The organism is Pandoraea bronchicola (assembly GCF_902459805.1).
In the GTDB taxonomy this organism is placed as follows: domain Bacteria; phylum Pseudomonadota; class Gammaproteobacteria; order Burkholderiales; family Burkholderiaceae; genus Pandoraea; species Pandoraea bronchicola.
This window is the reverse complement of record NZ_CABPST010000008.1, coordinates 120727-140134: the sequence shown is the minus strand read 5'-3', so window position 1 is coordinate 140134 and position 19408 is coordinate 120727. Positions and strand designations below refer to the sequence as shown.

The window sequence follows — 19408 nt, the reverse complement described above, 5'->3', positions numbered from 1 at the left end:
TACGAGTCTTCGTACCGGCACGTATCAGCCGACGACCACAATGCCGCCCGGGAGCTGCGTCACCCGCGCGCCGAGCACTTCCTGCATTTGCGCGAAGATTTCGCCGAGGCGGTCGATGCGGAATCGTCCGCTCAGATGACTTTGCGCGAGATGGCTGTCGAAAACCATCACGCGTCCCGCGCGATAGCGATTGATTTCATCAATGACGTCGGCGAGCGGCGTATCGCGGAACACGAGCACGCCAGCACGCCAGGCCGACACGACCGCCGTATCGACGGACGTCGCACGCCCCAGACGACGGTCCTCGTAGACCACTTGCTGACGCGCCGCCAGTTGCACGCTGTTGCCGCCGACCTCGACGCGCACGTCACCCGACACACAGGTCACGCACACGCGCGTCTCGAGATTGCGCACTTCGAAGTTGGCTTGAGTGCCGATGGTTCGTCCATCGCTGGCCGCCACGACGAAAGGCGTCGCGCTGCGCGAACTGTCGACGGCAATCTCGCCGTCGAGCAGGTCGACGCCATTGCGCGCCGCGTTCGCGCTGTCCTTCTTGAGCAGCGCCACGCGGGTGCGGGTATTGAGATCGACGCTCACCTGATTCGCCAGCGCAATCTGACGCTGCTCGCCGGTCGATGTCCGGTAGTCGGCGCTCGCCATCGAGGTCATGGCGCCCCAGAAGCCCGCCGGGGCGATCACGGCCGCCCCTACCCCTGCCGCCGACGCGAGCGCGCCCCCCAGGAACACCCGCCGGCCCATGCGCGCCGGACGGTGTACGCCGGCGCTCGCGCGTGCGCGTGCCATCTCGCCTGCGGGGCCAAGATCACGCCACAGACGCCGCGCCTCGGCAAAGGCCGCCGCATGCTCAGGGCTCACGTCGCACCATTGCTTCAGGGCTTGCGCATCTGCCACGGTGGCCTCGCCGGACGTAAGACGTCGCACCCAGGCGTGGGCATCACGCTGCAAGGCATGCGTCGTGGCGGTTCGGTTCGAGCTGTCAGGTACTGCCTTCATGTCGGATGTGTCTGCCAATCCTCTGCTTGCGGCGCCGCTTGACGTGTTAGGTCTTACGGGCGGCGATTCTGCCCGATTTGGGGCCGTCATATTCTCATGACGTTTCCCGCCATCGGTTTCCGCAATATTTTTTGAAATGTCTTTTCCACTTCGCACGATCGTCATTTTGCCGTGGCAAGCCGACGTCTCGAGCGATGTCGTTCGTTATGGTTCGCTACCGTTCAATGTGATCGGCGCAGAACGCCTGTGCCCGCTTCAGCTCCAGTTCCACGAGCCGCAAGGAAATCCCGAAACGTTCAGCTACCTCGCGTTGAGCCATGCCATCCAGACGCACTGCCAGCAGAATGTCCCGCCGGCGCTTTGGCATCTGCTCGAGCACGCGCACCAGCGCATGCAGATCGGAGTTGGCCTCTGCGATCTGCGCCGGGCCCGGCGCCGGGCTCACCAGATCGAGCATCGCTTCGACCTCGCCCACGCTCAGGCGCCGATCTTCGGCGCGCTGCTTGTCGATGGCGGCATGATAGGCCATGCGATACAGATAAGCGCCTGGGTTGCGCACCGAGTCGATGTTCTCGGCATTTTCCAGACGCAGCCAGGTGTCCTGCAGCGCGTCGCCCGCCAGATCGGACGATCCCAGTTTGCGCGAGAGCAAGGTCTTGAGCTGCCCGTAACGCTCAACGAGCAGCTCACGCAGCGTGGCGCGCGGGCTATCGGCCATGCGGCTCCCCGGTCGTCAGCGCATCGTTTCGGGGAACGCATCCCCAATTGCGGCCCGATGCCCTCGGCAGCACCACGAACGTAAACGGCTGGGCAAGCGCCAGCGGCGCAGGCTCGCCCACGCGCACGCCTTCCAGCGATCGGATCACCAGCGCGTCGACCGCCGCGTCACCGCTCGACCCGAGCAACGTCACCGGTCCGATCCGGCCGGACGCATCGATCCACAGGCGCAGCGCAATGCGCCGCGCCCCCTGCGCCAGCACCGGCTGCCCGCAAAAGACGTCATGCACACGCGCCTGTATGAGTCCGAAATAGCGACGTGCGGCCGCCTCCGCAGCCGGCGCATCGACGACGGCATCGGGGACCGCGGAGCGCATGGCAACGGGCACGAGCGCCACCGTCTTCACCCCGGTATAGCGAGGGGTGAGGCCACTGCCTTCGAGCAGTATCCGAAGTGCCGCGCGAGCGGTCATGTCACCTTGCACGGGCGCGGAGAGGCGTCCAACGGTGAGGGAGCTGTCATATAGCAATGAAATGTCCGTGAATGCGCCGTACGACTCGAGCGCGGACTGCAGCGGCTGCGCCGGGATATCGAAATACAGCGGCGTCTGCGCCACGGCATCGGCGGACGTCACGCTGCCCGGCGCGACCTCCGTCGCCGAGACACGGGCAGAGCAAGCGCAGGAGCAAATCATCGCGATGCACAGTAACAATATCGGCCGCGGCGTGCTTATCGCTATGTTTCTGAGCATGTCCGCGCTACTCGGCGCACGGCTGGCCCGGGGTGAAGCGGGTACCCTTGGGGGCGTGCGGAATTGAAGTCTTCGCGCAGGCTAGCAGTCCGATATGAATTTTTTGTTACAGGCGTCATGTCCGCCAGCAGCCCCACGTCTGACACCCTGGCGCTGCCGGCCGCCTCTCCCGAGCGCTATCCCGCCTGCAGGGGCTGAACCGCCTGCGCCGAGACCGGACCGCCAAACCCGTATTTCGCGCGCGGGCGCAGCATGAACGCCTGCGTGCGTTGCTCCATCACGTGCGCCACCCAACCCGCGGATCGGCCGATGATCCAGAGCGCCGTCGATGTCCCGTCAGGCAGGCCCAACGCCCGAGAAAGCGCAACGAGTCCCGTCGCCAGTCCTGCGTGCGCGTTCACTTCGGTGCGCATGCGCCCGAGAAAGTCGAGCATCAGCCGTGTGTTTGTCCGTAACGTCTCGTCAATCGCAGCGTCGTCCGTCTCGTTCATCAATTCGCCCGCGATCTGCATCATCAGATCTGCGCGCGCATCGCCGCCGGGGTACAGGGGGTGGTTGAAACCGAGCAGGCTGGCGCCGTATTCACGAACGCGGCCGACGCGCGAGTCGAGCGCATCGAACGGCTCACACAACAAGAGCGTTTCGATCTTCTCGGTGCTGGTGCCCGTGGTAAAGCCGATGTGCGAGCCGATGGCCGCCGCCACGCAACCAAACAGGTCTGCATTGGTAGACGCCGCAACGCGCGCCGAAAAAGTGGCTGGAGCAAGTTCGTTGTCGGCCAGCACAACGAGCGCCGCGTTCATCGCCCTCAGTCTCGCGGGCGTAACGCCACTGCCGGCTGCACGCAGCGTGTGCGCCGCCAAGCTTTCCCCCGCTTCACGCGCGATAAAGCGTCTGTGAGGCCCGATAAAACCCACGCATCCTGCCATGCAATGCAGCATCGCCCGCGCTGCCTGCACGGCCGTTCCATCGGCAAGCTCGCGTGCGCCGCGTCCGTGCATCGCCAGCGCGAACGGCACCATTCCCAGCAAATTGCCGATATCGGCGCTCGCCACTTCGCCGTCGTAAGTGGACAGGAACCGCAACACATCGGCCGGCGTTTCCTGCATCGGCCATTCGGGAATACTGTCTTGCCAGATCCCCGTCATCAGCAAATGCACCACTGACTCAAACGACGCGCCACCGCTCGCCAGATCGATCGCCAACCGGTTGCGATAGCGCGGACCGTGCGGCGTAATCTGCGTGATGGCCGAGTGCAGCACCGGGTCGCCAAAGCGCATCGTCGACTCAGCCACGGCACCGGTCGGCGCGCGCCCTCGCTTGCGCGTAGCGAGACGCTCGACGTCCCGGCGCAAATAGAGACTCTTGCGCCCGTCTTCATGCGGCCGCGCCCGGATCAGTCCTCGGCTCACATAGGCATAAAGCGTGGCGGGCTTGATATCGAGCACGCTCAACACTTCCTCGCGCGTCATCAGATCGTTCTGCTGCGTCATTGTCTGCCTCGGTCGTCCTGTGGCCACTCTGCCTCTCATCGCCGGCGAATGCTCACCCTTCCATCGAATTTGCGAGACATGATGCCACAGGTATATTGACTTTAATAATCAATATTGATAAACAAAAAATCGCCCAGTAAAGTCGACTCCGGATAGCACAACAAAGACACTGCGGACCCGGTCTGGCCGGCGTACGACAGGTCGCCCCCTTCGGAGACAAGGCATGGCCCTAGACACTTCGTCGCGGCAATCGGAACGTATCGACGTTCGCGACGCGCTGCAATCTGCCCCGCTCGGGGCGTTCCATTACTGGCTGGCCACGCTGCTGGCGCTAATACTGCTGTTCGACGGCTTCGACCTCTACAACGCGGCCTATATCGTTCACGACGTCACCGCGCTGTGGCATCTGTCACCGAGTCAGATCGGCGTGCTGCTGTCTTGTGGACTGGCCGGATTCGCCGCCGGGTCTGCTGTCTCGGGGCCTTTCAGCGATCGCATCGGACGACGTCGCGTGCTGCTCACGGGCATCTGGCTCTCCGGGCTGATGAGCCTTGCCATTGCGCTGTTCGCTCACGATCTGCCCACGTTCATCGCATTGCGTTTCGCGATGGGCATTTCGCTGGGCCTGCTGATGCCGGTCGCCGTCACCTACATCAACGAGATCGCCCCCAAGCGCAGCGCCAATGTCTTCACCATCGTGTTTTTCTCGTGTGGCTGGATCGGCGGCGCGACGGTGTCTGGTTTCATTGCCGCGTGGCTGATTCCGCAGTACGGCTGGCAGAGCATGTACTACGTCGGTGCGCTGTCGGTCGTGCTGGCGTTGGCATTGCAATTCGCGCTGCCGGAGTCGGTCTCGTTTCTCGCCAGCCGTGGCCGTCAGGATGAAGTGCGGGCACAGCTCACGCGACTTTGGCCGGCCCGCGCCGGCGAGTTTGCGAATGCGACGTTCACGTCACCAGATGCGGGCGTGAAAGCCGGCTCGGTAGCGGCGCTCTTTTCGAGCGAATTCCGCCGTCAGACGATCTGCCTGTGGGCGATGGGCGCGCTGTCGCTCTTCTCCTCGTACGGCCTGTCGGGCTGGCTGCCGACGATCATGCTCAAGCGCGGTGAAAACCTCTCGACGAGCTTTGCCTATGGCTCGCTGCTGGTCTTCGCTTCGGCGTTCGGCAGCCTGCTCACCGGTGTAGTGGCGGACCGCATCGGCAATCGTCGTCTGGCCATGTCGCTCGCCTGGTTGTGTGGTGCGGCGGCCATCGGCGTGCTGGCGACCATCACCGGCGGCTCGGTGACGTTCGTGGGCATCGTGGTCGCCGGCATGTTCGTCATCGGCACCCAGACCGTGCTCAATAACCTCGTCGCCGTGAGTTACCCGACGGAGATTCGCAGCACCGGCGTCGGCCTCTATCTCGGCATTGCCCGCGTCGGCGCAATGTGCGGACCGGCGATTGCCGGCGTGCTGCAACAGGCGACGGGGGGGGCGGGCATGATGTTCTTCGTGCTTGGCGCCGCGCTCGTCACAGCCGCCCTGCTGGTGTTCCTCGTCGCCCGCCCCAAAAACCTGCCCGAGGCCCCCGCTTTTGGTCACTAATTGGGTCACTGATTTCGGTCACTGAACATCTGCGGATGTGCGGGCAACGCTCGCCTCCGCGCATCAAGAACGCCTCATGTCCAAGCTCACCCTCTCGCTCGCTGTCAACGACTACGATCATGTGCGCGACCTGCTCGACGGCCGGGTTGCTGCGCAAGGCATCGATCTCGTACCGTCTGTGCTGCCGGTCGAAGAGATCTTCTATCGCACGACGCACTTTCAGGAGTGGGATCTCTCGGAGATGTCGCTCGCCAAGTATGCGTCGCTGCGCTCGCAAGGCGATGACCGTCTGATCGGCTTGCCGGTCTTTCCCTCGCGCGTGTTCCGGTTGTCGTCGCTCTATGTGCGAGGCGATGGCAGCGTGACATCGCCGATCGATCTGCGCGGCAAGCGGGTCGGTGTGCCGGAGTGGGCACAGACGGCGTCCGTCTATTCGCGTGGATGGCTCGCGCACGACCAGGGCGTTGCGCTGGCCGATGTCGAGTGGGTGCAGGGTGGCGTGAATCAGGCGGGGCGGCAAGAGAAGGTCGCCGTGCGCGTGCCGGACGGCGTGCGCTATCGACCATCCCCCGAAAAGTCGCTCACGGCCATGCTGCTCGACGGCGACATCGATGTGATTCTCAGCGCCCGTCCGCCAGCGCCGCCGCCGGGCCGCGAACTGGAAATCGTGCGACTGATGACGGACTTCGAGAGCGCCGAGCGCGTCCACTTCGAGCAAACCGGCATCTTCCCGATCATGCATCTGATCGTCATGCGGCGCGATGTCTTTACGGCCAATCGCTGGATCGCGGGCAATTTGCTCAAGGCGTTCACACAGGCGAAGGACGCCAGCATCGCCCGTCTTGAAGACATCACTTGCTCGCATTTCCCGCTGCCGTGGATGAGTCAACGCGCAGCACAGGCGCGCGCAATGTTCGGAGGCGATCCGTGGCCCTATGGGGTTGCGCCCAATCGCACCACGCTCGACGCCTTCCTGCGCTTCGCCTTCGAGCAGGGTGTCTGCCACCGGCCGATGCAGGCCGACGATCTGTTTCCTCCAGAAGTGGCGGCCGCGGTGCGGGTCTGATATCCGCTCGCCGCCCACGCCGCGCTTCGTCTTTCTTCCTTTCTTCTTTGGTACTTCACTTGTCACGATCATGACGCAAGCTGCCTCCCCCTACACCCCGGCGGTCACCGAACACGATGCCCGGTCGATGGCGCAACTGTTCGAAGACCTCGCCGCAGCGAACCACATCCTCGCGCATCACGAAGTGCTCGACGGCTTCGGCCATGTAAGCGTTCGCGACCCGCGCAATCCGGCGCATTTTCTGATCGCACAATCGATGGCGCCCGAGCTGGTCACGCCGGGCGACATTCTCACGCTCGACCTCGATTGCCAGCCGGTCGACGGCGACACGCGCAAGCGCTACCTTGAAACGTGGATTCACAGCGAGATCTACCGCGCACGCCCCGACGTGGCGGCCATCGTGCACAGCCACTCGCCGTCGGTGATTCCGTTTGCCGCATCGTCCGTGCGTCTGCGCCCGGTCTATCACATGGCGGGCTTTCTCGGCAGTGGCGCTCCGGTGTTCGACATTCGCCATTGTTTCGGCTGCACGGACATGCTCGTGCGCAACGGCGATCAAGGCAAAGCGCTGGCAGCGTCGCTGGGCGAGGCCGATGTCGCGCTCATGCGCGGTCACGGCTTCGTGGCGACGGCGCCGTCATTGCCCGCTGCGGTGTACCGCGCCATCTACACGGAACTGAACGCCGGCATGCAAGCCAAGGCCATCGCGCTCGGCGGTGAAGTGACGTACCTGGACCCCGAAGAAGGCAAGCACTCGAACGCCACGAACCTCGGCGTGATCGAGCGTCCGTGGACGCTGTGGAAGCGTCAGGTCGCGGCCTTGCGCGGCAGTTGATCGCCAGTCGCGAGGCGAACGGTGTCCGGCATCACCACGGCACCGTTCGACCGAGATAGTCGACGTAATGCAGTCCGGGGCGCGCGTCGTGGGCCGTGATGGTATCGACCAGATTCGGAATGCTCTCGTCAATGCTCAGACGCGCATCGGGTCCGCCCATTTCCGTGCGCACCCAGCCGGGCGCCATCAGCAGCAACGTGCGCGTGTCATCGTGATGACGCGCCGCGAAGCTGCGCATGAACATATTGAGCGCCGCCTTGCTGCCCCGGTACACCTCGTAATTGCCGTTGGTATTGTTGGTCAGGCTGCCCTGCCCTGACGACATGACCCCGAGCGTGCCGCCGGGTGGCACCAGCGCCTCGAACGCTTCGATCACTCGCATTGGGCTAAGCGAGTTTGTCACCATGACGCGTACGAACTCGTCGGTCGACACGTCGGCGATGGTCTCCCGGTCGTCGTTCTTCACGCCAGCATTCACGAACAGCAGATCGAGCCGGCGGCCCGCGAGTCGCCCGCGCAATGCCGCGACCTGCGCCGGGATTGTGATATCGACGGTTTCGACTTCAAGTGTGCTGCCAGCCGTGGCCGCCAAGGCGTCGAGCTTCCCCGACGATCCTTCTCGCGCCGTCGCGATGACATGCCAGCCGCGCTTGAGGTATTCCTGGACCATCGCGAAACCCAGACCGCGCGACGCACCGATCAACAGGACGGTTTTTGACCCGGCGGCCTTGGGGGTAGATGGGGTCTGCATGTGTCTTTCCTCATGTCGAGCGCCGCTCGCAACGGACCGGCGACATGCCGGGTGGCGAACTAACGCGATCTGTCAGGAAATATAGGACGACGTGGCACACGGCGGAAGGCGCAGCCTATGCACTGATAACATGCATGAAACGCCCTATCTGGACGCACTGGAAACCGCCATGTCTGATCCCGATCTGAACCTGCTCGTCGCCCTCGATGCCCTGCTTTGCGAAGCCAGCGTGGCGGGGGCCGCACGCCGGTTGGGTCTGAGCGCGTCGGCAATGAGCCGGACGCTGAGCCGTCTGCGCGAAGCCACCGGCGATCCATTGCTGGTCCGGGCGGGCCGCCGCATGGTGCTCACCCCGCACGCCGAGCAATTGCGCTTGCGCAGCCGTAGTGCCGTCGACGAAGCGCGCACGCTGCTCACGCCTGTCGCGTCTGCGCCTGACTTCTCGACACTGCGCCGCACGTTCACGCTGCGCGCCAACGACGGCTTCGTAGAAGCCTTCGGCGCGTCGCTGATTGCCGCCATCGCGCAGGCGGCGCCGTTCGTGGGCCTGCGCTTTCTGCCCAAGGCCGAGAAGACGGCAGCGCCATTGCGTGAAGGCCGGGCCGATCTGGAAATCGGCGTCCTCGGTGAGATCGGGAAGACGAGCAATATGGGCCCGGAGATCCGCGTGCAGGCGTTGTTTCGCGATCATTTCGTGGGCGCGGTGCGCGCCGGCCATCCACTCGAGTCAGAGGGCGCACCAAGCCCCGAGCGATATATCGCGTTCGGGCATGTGGTGGCGTCTCGCCATGGCATCGGAGAAGGACCGGTTGACGCTGCACTTGCCGCGTTGGGTCTGCATCGGGAGATCGTTGCGGTTGTGCCCAGCTTTCCGGCGGCATTGTCCGTGGCACAGGCGTCCGATCTGATTGCGCTGGTGCCCGCGTCGCTCATGACGCAACGCGCGACGCGGCATGCATCAACCTCATCCGCGTCGTTTCACAGCTTCGCGTTGCCCGTGCCGACCGGACAGATCACGGTCTCGCTGATGTGGCATCCGCGCCAGGAAGCGGACCCGGCGCATCGCTGGCTGCGGCAACGTGTGTTGTCCGTCTGCCGCGCCTCGTCGCCCGCTTGATGGCCAACCGTCGCTCAGGCTGTCGCGCTTTGATTCGCCGTTGCGCCGGAGTATCGCCACCGACCTTCCTCACGCTTATCGCCCGGACACCGCCCCGCACTGCACCTGCCCCGACACCGGGTCCTTCCTGCAAGCCGTTTGCCCCTGCTCGCCGAAGTAAATGGCGCCCTCGGCGTTCACGGGTGCGCCCGGATAACGGCCTTGCGGCGTGCGTTGGGGGTCCGTCATTCTTTTCGTCTGCATATCGCTCATGGCAGACGTTTCGCGCTGGCGCTGCGCCTGTCGCTCGCCCTCTGCCATTCCCTGACTGAACTGCGCGCCGATACCGCCCGCGCTGTCCTGCCGAGGCGCGGGCGGCGAGAGCGTCACGCTCGGCTGGCCACCCGGCGCGGCCTGATTCGATTGACGAATGCTGTTGAGGTCGCCGCTCTGCAGGTACGACTGAGCGGCGACATCCCCCGCGATCGCGCCCCCCGCAAGGGCCGCGCAGGCGATCAGCGATGCTTTGACTGACATGTTTCGAATCCCCGTAAAGTGCAACTTTGAGTGCTTTTTTCGGGGCACAGTGTAGCGTCATTCCGGGCGGACTTCGATATCCGAAGTTTGTCCAATAACGCCTTTCGAATGAGCGACTGGCAGTAACGTGCGCGACTTGCGCAATGTCGCCGCCAGTTGCGCTTACGCGCGACGCGTGGCCAGTTCCGCGCCTTGACGCAGGGCTTCGAGCAGACTGCCTTCGTCGGCAATGCCCTTGCCTGCGATGTCGAACGCCGTACCGTGATCGACCGACGTGCGCACCACTTGCAGGCCGACCGTGACGTTCACCCCAGCTTCCAGGCCCAGCACCTTCACCGGGCCGTGCCCCTGATCGTGATACATGGCGACCACGAGATCGAAGTCGCCGCGCCCGGCGCGGAAGAACAGCGTGTCGGCCGGCAACGGGCCTTCAATGTCCCAGCCGCGCTCACGCAGCCGTTGAACCGCCGGTACGATCTTCTCTTCCTCTTCCCCGTAGCCGAACAGCCCGTTCTCGCCGGCATGCGGATTGATGCCGCACACGGCAATGCGCGGATGGACAATGCCCGCCTTGACCAGCGTGGCGTGGCCGCGTTCGATCGTACGCTGCACCAGTCCCGGCTCGATCTTGCGAATCGCGTCGATGATGCCAATGTGCGTGGTGACGTGAATCACGCGCAGCTGCGGCGCCACGAGCATCATCGACACTTCGTCGACACCCGTGAGGTGAGCGAGCATCTCCGTGTGGCCAGGGAACTTGTGGCCGCCAGCATGCAGCGCTTCCTTGTTCAGCGGCGCCGTGCAGATCGCGTCGATGTCACCCGCTTCGGCGAGCTTCGCTGCGTGCGCAATGTACTGGTACGCTGCATCGCCCGCGACGGCGGACAGCTCACCGAACGGCAGGTCTTCAGGGATCAGATCGAGGTCGATGCACTCGATCACGCCCGGCGTGAACGTTGCCTGCGAGACCGTCTGGATGCGCCGCACACGCAGCGGCTTCTTGACGATGGCGATGGCCTGCTCGAGACGTCGCGCGTCGCCGATCACCACCGGGCGGCACCGCTGATAGACGCTGTCGTGCGCGAGGCTCTTGACGATGATTTCCGGGCCGACGCCAGCCGCATCACCCATGGTGATGCCAATGACAGGGAGATATTGATTCATGGCGTTTGCGTTGATATCCGATTCGTTGGGATGGTGCCCGGAACGCGTTACGTGCTCCGGGTCGATTTTCCGTTGTCCTGCCACTCGCTCGCGCCACCTCAATGGGTGTCGCAGCCCTTTGCCACGGCGCGCAGATGGCGGTAGGCGCTATGCAATGCCGCTTCGCCGCCGAAGGCACCCGCTTTCGTGACGATGCGCATCGGCGCACCGTTCGCCGGACGCCCGACGGCCACACCCGGCTCAACTTCCGAGAGCAGCTCCAGCGCACCGATGCCGGCTGCACTCAGCATTGCGCGCGCCGTTTCGCCTCCGGTCACGATGAGGCCCGACAGCCGCGCGAAATGCGGGGCGATCAATGTGGCCAATGCGGCCGACAATTGCGCCCCCTCGGCGGGATCGAACGCGTCGTCGCGACCGATTCGCACCAGCAGATCGGTGCCGTTCTCGATGGCCTCGCCAATGCGCGCACGCCAGACCGCACTGTCGGGATGTGTCTCGCCGGCACGCAATACAGCCGGCGGCACAATCCACTCGATGACCGCATTGTCTTCGCACAGCCGCGCACATTGCTGCTGCGATACAGCGGACAGACTGCCCACCAGCGTCAGCACGCGTGCGCTCACCCGCGCTTCGGCTGCCACACGCGTAGTGTCCTGCGCGTCATCCGAATGTTCCGGTGACGCAAACAACGCGGGCAGTTCGGCCAACTCACGCGCGAGACCGCCCGAGCCGACCCAGAAGATGTCCGTCAGCGCAACGCTGGCACGCGCCAGCATGGCGAGATCGCCATCCGTCTGCGCATCGACGATCAACGCTGTTACCCCCTCGGCACGCGCCTGTGCGACGACGTCGCTCAGCGCCGACTGTACCGTCGTGAAATCGCCGCTCAGTACGTCGACCGGCACGGTTTTCGTCTTCATGCCGGCAGCGGCCAGCATCGGCGCGAGACGCGCTTCCTGACCGTGATGTTCGAGCCGCCACGTGTCCGTCTCGGCGAGCGGCACGCCACGCACGAAGACTTCTCCGTCCTTCACGATACGGCCTGTGGCCGGGAATGCGGGCGCCACGACAGCCAGTCCCGCAAGCGGTTGCAATGCCGCGACTTCCGCGACCCAGTTGCCACGCAGCGTCGAGTCGATTTTCTTGTACAGACGGCGCCCGGGGGCGGCAAGCCGCTGCCACGCCGCGACGGCACGCGCGGCCGCCTCGGCGGGAGCGAGACGACGCGTGTCCGTGTCGATCGCCACCACTTGCGCTGCCGCATTGAAGCCGTCGACGTCGAGCGACACGACGCTGCGACGGCCGGCATTGGTAAAGCCGATCGCGCAGTCGGCGGCGCCAGACAGGTCGTCGGCGACAATCAGAATGCTCACTGCACCGCCCCCTTGGCTGCCGCCCCTGCCCCGCGCGCCATCGCACGCTTGGCGACTGCCGCCGTCAGGATCGGGGAGACGATGGCGGTCACCACTACGCAGGCTGCGACGAGCAGCGTCGCGCTCTTCGCCGCTTCCTCATAGACCGGGTTCGCCGCGGCGATCAGCGCAGGCACAGCGGCCGCATTACCCGCCGTGTTGGCAGCGGCCGTGCCGGCCACGCCCGTGCCGCCCGTCAGGCGGTCAACGATGTACAGCGGAATGCCGGTCACCACGACAACGGCGAAACCGAGCAGAATGCCCAGCAGGCCGGCCTGCCAAACCTTGTGCAGATCGAGGCCCGCGCCAAGCGCCAGCGCGAAGAACGGAATCATCACCGGCACGGCGCGGCCCAGGAAGTCGCGCATTTCGCGGTCAAGATTGCCCAGCAACATGCCCACGGCCAGCGGCAGAATGCTACCCACCAGCGTCGGCCACGGGAAGGCGGACAGCCCCGCGACACCCAGCGTGACCATCGTCAGGAACGGGCCCGACTCCAGCGACATGATCGTATATGCGCCCACGTCTTCCGAACGGCCGTACTGCCCCATCAGCGCCATGTACAGGCCACCGTTGGTATCGTTCATTGCTGCCACGACAGCCAGCGTGGAAATGCCGGCGAACATGCCCGACGTGATAGGCGCTTCACCCAGGAAGTGCCCCAGCACGACGCCGACGACAATGGCCGCGCCCACCTTGGCACCAAACAACGCACCGCCCTTCTTGATCAGGTAAGGCGTTGCCTTAACGTCGATGCTCGCCCCCATACAGACGTAGAACACCGCAAGAATCGGCAGCGCCCCCGTGAACAGCGCATTGGTAAACGAGCCGAAGAACTTCGGCATACCCGGCATGAATGTCGCAATCAACGAACCGATCAGCAGAGGAACGATCATCATCCCGCCCGGTACGCGCTCGATTGCACGCTTGATACGAATTTGAGCCATTGTTGTCTCCCGACTGGTATAAATTTTGATCAATCGATCATTATTTTGATCGTTTTGAGCAGACGGAAGTCTAATCTCTGCCAGAAAAATGTGCAAACTTTGTGGCCAAGGGTTTATCCTCGGCCGAAATTGGTCAAATCAGCCCTGACCGGGACGTCGATTCCCACTCAAAATGATCGAATCGATCATTTTCGAGACACTCGACGATCACGGCGACGCCGACCGGCCGCTTTACCGCGTACCGGACGATTTCGGCACGCAGCAAGCTACACTATGCGCGCCGCGCGGCGAACACGCTGTCTGCCCGCGCGAATCCATGATTCGTTCTGCTCAGCCTCGATCCACCCATGAAAGTTGCGAACCGCCGCGAGGCGATTTTCAAAGCCGTCCTGTCGGGCATGACCGATGTTGCCGCCCTGTGCGCGCATTTCGGCATGTCGGAAGCCACCGTGCGCCGTGATTTGCGCGCACTGGCCGACGAGCGCCGCATTGTGCGCACGTACGGCGGCGCCGCCGCGCCGGTGCGCATGCACGAACCCGAGGAATCGTTGGAATTACGGCGCGAGAGCTTTCGCGAACAGAAAGACGCCATTGCGCGTGCGGCGGTGGCACACGTCGACGATGGCGACACGATCTTTCTGGACGGCGGCACCACGACCGAAGCCATGGCTCGCTTTCTTGCCGGGCGCGAGGGTGTGCACGTCGTGACGAACAACCTGCTCGCCGTGGGGGCGCTGGCCGCCAACAAGGTTCCCGTGACGCTGATCGGTGGCGACGTCCGGCCGTCGAGCATGAGCGTGCTCGGGCCGCTGGCGCAACTGGCACTCTCGCGGGTGTCCGTCGACAAGGCATTTCTGGGCGCCGACGGCGTCGTCGCCGGACGCGGCCTGTGCGAAGCCTCGGCCGAACAGGCGTGGCTCAAGGAATGCATCATCCGTCAGTCTGCCAGCGTCTATGTGCTGGTCACGGCCAACAAGCTCGACCGCGCCAGCCAGCAGCATTGGACACCGCTCGAGCGTGCCTGGACGCTTGTTACCGAAGCGCACACTGACGACGACGCGCTCGCAGAATTCCGAAAGCATCCGGAGATCACCATCGAGTCAGTGAACTGACGCGGTGATCCGGAACGGCCGGTATTTCATGAAGTTTGGCTGCGCAATCGTCGGACGATTGCGTGAACACACGGCACCCCTGATCCTGACTGCCATGACACTCGAACCTTCTCTCGTTGCCGCCTTCGCGCCGACCGGCGTGCTGCGCGCCTGCATCAATCTGGGCAACCCCATCCTCGCGGGGCTGGACGCACAGTCCAGGCCGTGCGGCATCTCGGTAGATCTGGCAACCGCGCTGGCGCAGCGGCTTGGCGTAGGGCTCGAGCTGATCACCGTCGACGCCGCAGGGAAATCCGTCGATGTCGTGTCGGCCGGTGACGCCGATGTCGGCTTCTTCGCCGTGGACCCGCGACGTGCGGCGACCATTACCTTCACGGCACCGTATGTGCTGATCGAAGGCTATTACCTGGTACCTGAAGCGTCGGCGGTGAAGACCAACGCGGATGTCGACCAGCCGGGCACGCGTGTCGTGGTTGGCAAAGGCAGTGCCTATGACCTCTTCCTCACGCGCGAACTGCAACACGCGGAGATCGTGCGGGCGCCGACGTCGCCGACCGTCGTGAAGACGTTCCTCGACGGCGGTTACGAAGTCGCCGCAGGTGTGAAGCAACAACTCGAGGCCGATATTGCAGGCACGGCCGGCTACCGGCTGTTGGGCGAGCGCTTCATGGTGATCCGTCAGGCGATGGGGTTGGCAACCGGACGCGGCGCACAGGCCGATGCGTTTCTGGCAGCATTCGTCGAAGCGATGAAGGCGTCGGGATTCGTGGCCGACGCCTTACGTCGACATGGCATTTCGGGGGCAGCGGTTGCGCCCTGAGCCGCAAATATCGCTCGTGCGGGAAATAGCGTCGGCCTGACCGTGCCCGGGCCAGCGGTCGACGCCCCGACAGGAATCTGCCGCGCCGTCGCTAGGCGAGCATCAGCGCCAGATTCTGAATTGCCGCACCCGACGCCCCTTTCCCCAGATTGTCGAGAACGGCAGTCAACAGCACCTGCCCGTGCTCCGGGTTGGCAAATACGCTCAATTGCATGACGTTGGTGCCGTTCAACGCCTCCGGATCGAGCTGTTTCACGGTGTCTGCCGCCTGCATCGGCATGACGTGTACGTATTCCTGAGCCGCGTAGTGATCGGCGAGGCATTGGTGCAACGTCTTTGCGTCCACCCCGGGTTTGAGCAAGCGCGTCTCAATGGGAATGGTCAGAACGATTCCCTGACGATACGAGCCATATGAGGGAACGAACAGCGGACGAAACGCGAGCCCGGAGTGCAGTTGAATCTCAGGCGCATGTTTGTGCGACAGATCCAGGCCGTACAGCCGATGCCCCGGCCGGTTCGTGGCATTCGGCCCCTCATGCGCCTCGACGCCGGCACGGCCGCGACCGGAGTAGCCGGAAACGGCATGAACGCTGATCGGATAGTCGCCGGGGATCACACCGTCCGCCAGCAAGGGGCGCAGCAGTCCGATGGCGCCTGTCGGGTAGCACCCCGGATTCGATACACGGCTTGCGCCCGCAATGCGATCGGCCTGGCCTTTCGTCATCTCGGGAAATCCGTACACCCAGTGCGCACGCGTGCGATGCGCGGAACTCGCGTCGATCACCCTGACGCGGGGATTCACGATGGATTCCGCAGCCTCACGCGCAGCGGCGTCGGGCAGGCAAAGAATCGCGATATCGCAACCGTTAATCGCCTCGGCACGGCGCTTCGGATGCTTACGTTCGGCCTCGGGCAACGAAATCAGCTTGATGTCGTGGCGATCGCGAAGCTGCCCGTGAATCTGCAAGCCCGTGGTGCCCTGATCACCGTCGATAAAGATAAGCGGAGAAGACATTTGCGGAACCCCCTGTCGGTCATGAGTCATTCTCGATTGCCTATGTTCCCGCGACGCGTAAAATAAAAAAAGTTGAATTTCATGAATGTGAACTTCCAATTTTCTGAATTACGTCGACGCCATGAGAGAAATCAGCCTGGACCGATTGAAAACGCTTGTCGCTGTTGCAGACAGCGGCTCATTTGCCGACGCGGCGCAGGCGCTGCATCTTTCGCCGCCAACGGTCAGTCTGCATGTCGCGGATCTCGAGGAACGGGTCGGCGCATTGCTCCTGTCACGCAAGCGCGGACAGATACGACCGACGTCGGTGGGAGAAGTGTTGGTCGAGCGTGCCCGGCGCTTGCTCGCTGAGGCAGAGCAAACGCTGGAGGATATCGAGCGTCATGCGCAGGGTCTTGCGGGCCGGGTCCGGCTCGGCGCATCGACGGGGGCTGTCGCCCACCTCTTGCCGCAGGCACTCGAAGCGCTTCGCCTGCATCATCCCGACATCGACGTTCAGGTGGTCATTCTGACCTCGGAGGAGACGCTGACCCGGCTTCGCCGGGGCGCACTGGATCTGGGGCTGGTGGCGTCGCCTCAGCCCCCGGTTGCAGGACTCGTCATCAAACAATGGCGGCGCGATCCGGTCATGGCATGCCTGCCGGCCCATTGGTCTGGGCCGAAACGCGTTACGCCCGAGTGGCTCGCCACGCAACCCCTCATCCTCAATGACAGCACGACCCGCCTGTCGCGACTGACCGCAGAATGGTTCGCAGCCGCAGGGCACCATCCCACGCCCCGGATCGAAATCAACTACAACGACGCCATCAAGAGTCTGGTCGCGGCGGGCTACGGCGCCGCACTGTTGCCCAACGAGGCCCCAAACGCCCCCCTGGACGAACGGATCGCCATGCGTGAGCTGCGTCCTGCACTGTGGCGCCGACTCGGCATCGCGCACCGTACGGGGCCTATCGAACGCGCGACGCAACACGTTCTCGACGCGCTGTGGGGCCTGCGCGAAGCACGGAAGCGGTGATGTCTTTGGGCAACGGTGCCCGTCACACCGCCGATTAACGACGTCCCCTACACCCGCACGCACACCTGTCCATAAATTGAACAGGTGTCATGCGCGGCCCCCCCCCGCCATACCCCCCCTAAATTGCCTCGAACCTCGAGATTCTTACGTTTCGAGACGCTGGTATCGAACTTGCTAATCCATGTCCGCGACGACGTGACAGTCGCGCCGCATTCCCCTCACACAGGTTGAACTCAATTTCACTACCTCAAGGATGCATATCGTGGACAAGATCGAACATCTCGAACGGCAGATCCAGGAACATCACGCGACGCTGGCAAATCACCCGGTATTTCATTCCATCGAATCGATGCAAGGCCTGCAGACGTTCATGGAGTGGCACGTCTTCGCGGTCTGGGATTTCATGTCGCTGGTCAAGCGCCTTCAGGCCGACCTGACGACTATCACGCTGCCGTGGATCGCACCGCGCAATATTCATGCCGCGCGGCTGATCAACGAGATCGTGCTGGGCGAAGAATGCGACGAAACGCCGCAAGGCCCGATGAGCCACTTTGACCTGTATCTCGCGGCCATGCGCGACGTCGGCGCCGACACGCGACAGATCCAAAAGCTCATCGACCTGCTCACCAAAGGCCACAGCGTGAGCGCCGCGCTCGCCGCCGTCGAAGCACCGCCTCCCGTGATCCGTTTCGTCAACTCGACGTTCGCGACCTGCTATGAAGGCGCCACCCACCAGGTGCTCGGCAACTTCTTCTACGGCCGCGAGAACGTGATCCCCGACATGTTCCGCACGCTGCTCGACGGCTGGAAGATCGATGCGAAGAGCGTGCCGCTACTGACGTTCTATCTGGATCGCCACATCGAAGTCGACTCCGGTGAGCACGGCCCGGCCGCGCGCGCGATGATCGTCGAGGCCGCCCGCAACGACGAGCGCCTGCTTGCCGAAGCGCTCGAAGCCGGCCTGCGCGCCATCGACGAACGCCTGCGTCTTTGGGACAGCCTGCACGAGCACATCGTGGCGCTGCAAAAGGAAGCCGTCGCAGCCTGAGTCATGGCGGGTCATACCGGGACCGTCCATTTGCGATGTGCCACACCGTCTTTGGCACGGTCTCCGGTCTGCCTGCCCCCCATTCTCCGAGGCAACGCCATGTCACTGCAGAGTTACGTCAGCCACGCTGACCAATGGGAACAACGTGCCACCATCCGTTCCCGTCCGCGCCGCATCGTCGAAGACGATGACCTGAGCTATTACCCGGTCGAGCGCCAGCCGCTCTACGCGCATCCGGCCATCATCGATGCCGGCAAGCACGTGCAGGACTACATCCTGCTGCAGAGCTTTTACAAGTACATCAACGACGTCATCATCTTCGAGACGGAAATCGTCAACCGCACGGCGCTCGCCATCGCCAAGGCGCGCTTTCCGTTCGAATTCCCGTTCGCCTGCCGCAGCGACGCCATGTCGGTCGTGATCGACGAGAACTACCACGCGTACGTGGCAATGGACTATCTCGATCAGGTCGAGCGCAGCACGGGCATCGGCCCGATCGAACAGAACCGCGAGATCGAACTCTCGCGCGCCATTCCGCGCGCCATGGAATACGTGCCGCCGCAATACGCCGCCGGAATGGAACTGCTCGGCGTAGCCATTTCGGAGAACACGGTGACGGCGGAGGTCGCCGCCTTCTCGCGCGACACCACGCTCAAGCGCTCAGTCAAAGGTGTCATGGCTGACCATCTGGCCGACGAGGGCCGGCATTCCGTGTTCTGGATCAATCTCGTCAAGCTCTACTGGCGCGAGATCGACGAGTCGGCGCGCGTGGAACTCGGTCGCGGGTTGCCGTTCTTCCTGCGCGAATACCTCACCAACGAACTGCAGCTCGAGTTCGACCGGCGTCTGATCGCCACGCTCGACCTTCCCGCCGCCACGCGCGAACAGATCGCCAGCGACATGGTGGGCGCCTATCCGATCACCAACCAGCACCCGATGATCGTCAACATCCGCAAATTCCTGAAGATGGCAGGGCTGCTCGAACACGAGCCCACGCGCGCGGCTATCGCGCAATACCTGTGAGGA

19 protein-coding genes are annotated in these 19408 nt (G+C 63.9%); 9 read left to right on the top strand and 10 right to left on the bottom strand.

Going from position 1 to position 19408, the window contains the following annotated elements; translation table 11 throughout:
- Nucleotides 1-24: 24 nt before the first annotated feature.
- The 4 genes from PBR20603_RS15815 to PBR20603_RS15800 all read right to left on the bottom strand — a co-directional run bounded on the left by PBR20603_RS15815 (nucleotide 25) and on the right by PBR20603_RS15800 (nucleotide 3976).
- Nucleotides 25-1014, bottom strand: a complete 990-nt coding sequence (locus tag PBR20603_RS15815; RefSeq protein WP_174977942.1) for a FecR family protein — start codon at nucleotides 1012-1014, stop codon at nucleotides 25-27.
- A 214-nt stretch (nucleotides 1015-1228) separates the two neighbouring features.
- Entirely contained in the window at nucleotides 1229-1732 is a 504-nt protein-coding gene (locus tag PBR20603_RS15810) for an RNA polymerase sigma factor (protein ID WP_150560465.1), read from the bottom strand.
- A complete protein-coding gene (locus tag PBR20603_RS15805) occupies nucleotides 1722-2366 on the bottom strand; it encodes a secretin and TonB N-terminal domain-containing protein (protein ID WP_150560464.1) in 645 nt (214 codons plus the stop codon). The genes PBR20603_RS15810 and PBR20603_RS15805 overlap by 11 nt, the downstream gene beginning before the upstream one ends.
- Nucleotides 2367-2659: 293 nt before the next feature.
- Nucleotides 2660-3976 carry a citrate synthase gene (locus PBR20603_RS15800; RefSeq protein ID WP_246174743.1) on the bottom strand — a complete coding sequence of 439 codons (1317 nt, stop codon included), beginning with the start codon at nucleotides 3974-3976 and terminating at the stop codon, nucleotides 2660-2662.
- 223 nt (nucleotides 3977-4199) lie between these two features.
- Between PBR20603_RS15800 and PBR20603_RS15795 the strand changes: the two genes are divergently transcribed.
- The 3 genes from PBR20603_RS15795 (at nucleotide 4200) to PBR20603_RS15785 (ending at nucleotide 7465) form a co-directional block, all read left to right on the top strand.
- On the top strand, nucleotides 4200-5564 hold the full coding sequence (locus PBR20603_RS15795; RefSeq protein WP_150560463.1) for an MFS transporter: 1365 nt from the start codon (nucleotides 4200-4202) through the stop codon (nucleotides 5562-5564).
- Between the two features lie 76 nt (nucleotides 5565-5640).
- A complete protein-coding gene (locus PBR20603_RS15790) occupies nucleotides 5641-6630 on the top strand; it encodes a substrate-binding domain-containing protein (protein ID WP_150560462.1) in 990 nt (329 codons plus the stop codon).
- Between the two features lie 70 nt (nucleotides 6631-6700).
- Nucleotides 6701-7465 carry a class II aldolase/adducin family protein gene (locus PBR20603_RS15785; protein WP_246174741.1) on the top strand — a complete coding sequence of 255 codons (765 nt, stop codon included), beginning with the start codon at nucleotides 6701-6703 and terminating at the stop codon, nucleotides 7463-7465.
- A 31-nt stretch (nucleotides 7466-7496) separates the two neighbouring features.
- Here PBR20603_RS15785 and PBR20603_RS15780 read toward each other — a convergent pair whose 3' ends face one another.
- Nucleotides 7497-8216, bottom strand: coding sequence for an SDR family NAD(P)-dependent oxidoreductase (locus PBR20603_RS15780; protein WP_150560461.1), 720 nt, complete (start codon nucleotides 8214-8216; stop codon nucleotides 7497-7499).
- 169 nt (nucleotides 8217-8385) lie between these two features.
- On the opposite strand from PBR20603_RS15780, the gene PBR20603_RS15775 reads away from it, so the two are divergent.
- On the top strand, nucleotides 8386-9333 hold the full coding sequence (locus PBR20603_RS15775) for a LysR family transcriptional regulator (protein ID WP_150560460.1): 948 nt from the start codon (nucleotides 8386-8388) through the stop codon (nucleotides 9331-9333).
- A gap of 75 nt (nucleotides 9334-9408) precedes the next feature.
- Here PBR20603_RS15775 and PBR20603_RS15770 read toward each other — a convergent pair whose 3' ends face one another.
- From PBR20603_RS15770 to PBR20603_RS15755, 4 genes are all read right to left on the bottom strand, one after another.
- Nucleotides 9409-9849, bottom strand: a complete 441-nt coding sequence (locus PBR20603_RS15770) for a hypothetical protein (RefSeq protein ID WP_150560459.1) — start codon at nucleotides 9847-9849, stop codon at nucleotides 9409-9411.
- Nucleotides 9850-10011: 162 nt separating this feature from the next.
- Nucleotides 10012-11013 carry a 4-hydroxythreonine-4-phosphate dehydrogenase PdxA gene (gene pdxA / locus PBR20603_RS15765; RefSeq protein ID WP_150560458.1) on the bottom strand — a complete coding sequence of 334 codons (1002 nt, stop codon included), beginning with the start codon at nucleotides 11011-11013 and terminating at the stop codon, nucleotides 10012-10014.
- A 98-nt stretch (nucleotides 11014-11111) separates the two neighbouring features.
- Entirely contained in the window at nucleotides 11112-12386 is a 1275-nt protein-coding gene (locus PBR20603_RS15760) for a four-carbon acid sugar kinase family protein (protein WP_150560457.1), read from the bottom strand.
- Complete coding sequence (locus tag PBR20603_RS15755) at nucleotides 12383-13372, bottom strand: 2-keto-3-deoxygluconate permease (RefSeq protein ID WP_150560456.1); 990 nt, start codon at nucleotides 13370-13372, stop codon at nucleotides 12383-12385. Before PBR20603_RS15755 ends, PBR20603_RS15760 begins: the two co-directional genes overlap by 4 nt.
- Nucleotides 13373-13719: 347 nt before the next feature.
- Here PBR20603_RS15755 and PBR20603_RS15750 point away from each other — a divergent pair, with 347 nt between their 5' ends.
- Both PBR20603_RS15750 and PBR20603_RS15745 read left to right on the top strand, forming a co-directional pair.
- Nucleotides 13720-14484, top strand: a complete 765-nt coding sequence (locus PBR20603_RS15750; RefSeq protein ID WP_150560455.1) for a DeoR/GlpR family DNA-binding transcription regulator — start codon at nucleotides 13720-13722, stop codon at nucleotides 14482-14484.
- 94 nt (nucleotides 14485-14578) lie between these two features.
- The gene (locus PBR20603_RS15745) at nucleotides 14579-15304 is read left to right on the top strand and encodes an ABC transporter substrate-binding protein (protein WP_150560454.1); all 726 of its coding nucleotides are present in this window, start codon (nucleotides 14579-14581) and stop codon (nucleotides 15302-15304) included.
- Nucleotides 15305-15395: 91 nt separating this feature from the next.
- Here PBR20603_RS15745 and argC read toward each other — a convergent pair whose 3' ends face one another.
- Complete coding sequence (gene argC / locus PBR20603_RS15740; protein ID WP_150560453.1) at nucleotides 15396-16319, bottom strand: N-acetyl-gamma-glutamyl-phosphate reductase; 924 nt, start codon at nucleotides 16317-16319, stop codon at nucleotides 15396-15398.
- A 121-nt stretch (nucleotides 16320-16440) separates the two neighbouring features.
- Between argC and PBR20603_RS15735 the strand changes: the two genes are divergently transcribed.
- The 3 genes from PBR20603_RS15735 to PBR20603_RS15725 all read left to right on the top strand — a co-directional run bounded on the left by PBR20603_RS15735 (nucleotide 16441) and on the right by PBR20603_RS15725 (nucleotide 19405).
- The gene (locus tag PBR20603_RS15735; protein ID WP_150560452.1) at nucleotides 16441-17334 is read left to right on the top strand and encodes a LysR family transcriptional regulator; all 894 of its coding nucleotides are present in this window, start codon (nucleotides 16441-16443) and stop codon (nucleotides 17332-17334) included.
- Nucleotides 17335-17596: 262 nt separating this feature from the next.
- A complete protein-coding gene (locus PBR20603_RS15730) occupies nucleotides 17597-18382 on the top strand; it encodes a DUF3050 domain-containing protein (protein ID WP_150560451.1) in 786 nt (261 codons plus the stop codon).
- Nucleotides 18383-18481: 99 nt separating this feature from the next.
- Entirely contained in the window at nucleotides 18482-19405 is a 924-nt protein-coding gene (locus PBR20603_RS15725) for a diiron oxygenase (RefSeq protein ID WP_150560450.1), read from the top strand.
- Nucleotides 19406-19408 lie beyond the last annotated feature (3 nt).

Excerpts from the sequence above, each read along its gene's own strand:
- PBR20603_RS15775 (WP_150560460.1), top strand. The coding sequence starts at position 8,386 with ATGTCTGATCCCGATCTGAACCTGCTCGTCGCCCTCGATGCCCTGCTT.
- PBR20603_RS15780 (WP_150560461.1), bottom strand. The coding sequence starts at position 8,216 with ATGCAGACCCCATCTACCCCCAAGGCCGCCGGGTCAAAAACCGTCCTG.
- argC (WP_150560453.1), bottom strand. The coding sequence starts at position 16,319 with ATGTCTTCTCCGCTTATCTTTATCGACGGTGATCAGGGCACCACGGGC.
- PBR20603_RS15815 (WP_174977942.1), bottom strand. The coding sequence starts at position 1,014 with ATGAAGGCAGTACCTGACAGCTCGAACCGAACCGCCACGACGCATGCC.
- PBR20603_RS15725 (WP_150560450.1), top strand. The coding sequence starts at position 18,482 with ATGTCACTGCAGAGTTACGTCAGCCACGCTGACCAATGGGAACAACGT.
- pdxA (WP_150560458.1), bottom strand. The coding sequence starts at position 11,013 with ATGAATCAATATCTCCCTGTCATTGGCATCACCATGGGTGATGCGGCT.
- PBR20603_RS15755 (WP_150560456.1), bottom strand. The coding sequence starts at position 13,372 with ATGGCTCAAATTCGTATCAAGCGTGCAATCGAGCGCGTACCGGGCGGG.
- PBR20603_RS15770 (WP_150560459.1), bottom strand. The coding sequence starts at position 9,849 with ATGTCAGTCAAAGCATCGCTGATCGCCTGCGCGGCCCTTGCGGGGGGC.
- PBR20603_RS15790 (WP_150560462.1), top strand. The coding sequence starts at position 5,641 with ATGTCCAAGCTCACCCTCTCGCTCGCTGTCAACGACTACGATCATGTG.
- PBR20603_RS15800 (WP_246174743.1), bottom strand. The coding sequence starts at position 3,976 with ATGACGCAGCAGAACGATCTGATGACGCGCGAGGAAGTGTTGAGCGTG.
- PBR20603_RS15750 (WP_150560455.1), top strand. The coding sequence starts at position 13,720 with ATGAAAGTTGCGAACCGCCGCGAGGCGATTTTCAAAGCCGTCCTGTCG.
- PBR20603_RS15795 (WP_150560463.1), top strand. The coding sequence starts at position 4,200 with ATGGCCCTAGACACTTCGTCGCGGCAATCGGAACGTATCGACGTTCGC.
- PBR20603_RS15745 (WP_150560454.1), top strand. The coding sequence starts at position 14,579 with ATGACACTCGAACCTTCTCTCGTTGCCGCCTTCGCGCCGACCGGCGTG.
- PBR20603_RS15785 (WP_246174741.1), top strand. The coding sequence starts at position 6,701 with ATGACGCAAGCTGCCTCCCCCTACACCCCGGCGGTCACCGAACACGAT.
- PBR20603_RS15810 (WP_150560465.1), bottom strand. The coding sequence starts at position 1,732 with ATGGCCGATAGCCCGCGCGCCACGCTGCGTGAGCTGCTCGTTGAGCGT.
- PBR20603_RS15735 (WP_150560452.1), top strand. The coding sequence starts at position 16,441 with ATGAGAGAAATCAGCCTGGACCGATTGAAAACGCTTGTCGCTGTTGCA.